Origin of the sequence: Neobacillus drentensis, from assembly GCF_036965425.1 — a bacterium.
Lineage (GTDB): Bacteria > Bacillota > Bacilli > Bacillales > Cytobacillaceae > Neobacillus > Neobacillus drentensis_F.
This window is the reverse complement of the sequence record NZ_JBALPP010000226.1, coordinates 1-2,342: the sequence shown is the minus strand read 5'-3', so window position 1 is coordinate 2,342 and position 2,342 is coordinate 1. Positions and strand designations below refer to the sequence as shown.

The window sequence follows — 2,342 nt, the reverse complement described above, 5'->3', positions numbered from 1 at the left end:
GAACCATATAGTTCAATTAATCAGCTAGAGAAGTTTTACAGATTAGTAGAAAATTAGTTAATGGTGGTTATTAAGTTGAAAAGAATCTTTGTGGATATTTATTTGGCATTTAATCTTGGAGATGATTTATTCTTAGATATTCTTTCAAAGAAATATCCCAATTGTGAGTTTACTATTAATTATGTTGGCAAGAATTATGACGAATTCATTTCACAATACGGGAATGTTAATAGGAGAAGATACACAATATTTAATAAAGTTGGACAACGTTTGAAAATTACAAACTACCTAACCAACTATGAAAAAGTTGCGGAAGAACATGATGGATTAATATTTATTGGTGGATCTATCTTTAGAGAGGAAGAATATCATCAATCCTTGTATAAAGATAGAATGGCAATGGTTAGAGAATTTAAAGATAGGAGCAAACCAGTGTTTGTCCTAGGGGCAAACTTCGGACCCTATCAAACAATTGAATTTTTTAATCATTATATGGAATTTTTTAAACAATGTGATGATGTTTGTTTTAGGGATTTATATTCTTATAAGTTGTTTGAAAATTTACCACAAGTTAGGTATGCCCCAGATATTGTATTTCAAATGAATATTGATGAATATAGAATTAAATCCAATAAAATGAAAATTGGGTTTTCAATTATTGATCTTAGACATAAACATGGGTTAACAAAGTTTTTTGATGATTATATTAATAGTACTGTAAAATCAATAGAATTACTAATAAACAAAGGGTATGAATGTTGCTTAATGTCATTTTGCGAAGAAGAAGGCGATTTACAAGTAGCTAATATTATAAAATCAAATCTCTCTATTGCATTTCAAAAGAATGTTTCTATATATGAATATAATGGAAACATAAAAGAAGCTATTAGTTTGATTTCAAATTTTGAGTTATTTATCGCAGCAAGGTTTCATGCAAATATTATCGGCTTGTTGCTAGGAATCGGGATTATGCCTTTAATATATAGCAAAAAAACTACTAACATGCTTAAGGATATTAAACTAGATAGAATCTTAGTAACTATGGAAGAACTTAATTTGCAATATGATGAGTCAACTTTAAAAAAATCATTGAATAATAAAACTAAATTAGGGCTTATAACTAAAGAGGCAGAGAATCAATTTTTGAAGCTAGATTTGTTTCTAGAGGAGTAGGTGTAAACTGGAGGAAATTATGAAAAAGAAAATCATATTTATGATTATAAATATGAACGTGGGCGGTACTGAAAAAGCCCTGCTTAACATGATAGATGAGATTCCAAAAGATAAATATGATATCACCCTATTAATGTTAGAAAACTATGGGGAATTTTTAAAATACGTCCCAAGTGAGGTTCAAATAGAGTATTTAAAGGGCTATGACAGTATAAAAAATTTGCTGAATGAACCACCACTAAGAATAGCATTAAATTTCATGAAAAAAGGTAATATAAGGAATGCTATTAAAATTGCCTATTTCTACTTAATATCTAAACTTACAAAAAATAGAGGTATCTATTTTCACCATGTTTTGAGATTTTCCCCTGTACTTGATAATGTGTATGATCTTGCTGTTGCTTATGCTGGACCTATGGACTTCATAAGTTTTTTTGTATTGAATAAAATAAAAGCGAATAAGAAAGTACAGTGGATTCACTTTGATATTACAAAAATAGGATTTGATCAACATTTTGTCTCTAAAGTATATAATAAGTTCGATAAGATTTTTGTAGTATCAAAAGAAGGGAAAAACAAATTAATTAAAGCTTTACCAATGCTTAAAGGTAAAGCGGAAACATTTCATAATATGATGTCTAAAGAATTAATAGTTAACAAGGCAAATAAAGGTATAGGATTTAATGATGATTTTAACGGTTTTAGAATTCTTACAGTGGGACGTTTAAGCAAGGAAAAGGGTCAAGACTTGACTATTAAGGTTTTAGCTAAATTAAAGGAAAATGGATATAATGTGAGATGGTATTGTATTGGGGAAGGTAATGCAAGGCAGGAATATGAACAACTTATTAAAAAGTATAAAGTCGAAAACGATTATATACTGTTAGGTGCCAATTCAAATCCATATCCTTTTATGAAGCAGTGTGATATATATGTTCAATCATCACGACATGAAGGCTTTTGTATAACACTTTCGGAAGCAAAATGTTTTAATAATCCAATTATTAGTACAAACTTCACTGGAGCAAGTGAACAGATCTTTCATGGGAGAACGGGTATCTTAGTGAATTTTGATGAAAGAGAAATGTTTTATGGTATAAAGCAATTGCTAGAGGATAATAAAATTAGAGAAAAAATTAGTGAAAATTTACAGAATGAAGTAGTTGACA

The 2,342-nt window shown here is 28.9% G+C and carries 2 protein-coding genes; both read left to right on the top strand.

What is annotated here, in order from left to right; genetic code table 11:
• The first annotated feature begins 75 nt into the window (after window positions 1–75).
• A complete protein-coding gene (locus V7161_RS30335; RefSeq protein WP_335716470.1) occupies window positions 76–1,173 on the top strand; it encodes a polysaccharide pyruvyl transferase family protein in 1,098 nt (365 codons plus the stop codon).
• 19 nt (window positions 1,174–1,192) lie between these two features.
• A partial coding sequence (locus V7161_RS30330; protein ID WP_335716469.1) for a glycosyltransferase occupies window positions 1,193–2,342 on the top strand: 1,150 nt, incomplete at its 3' end.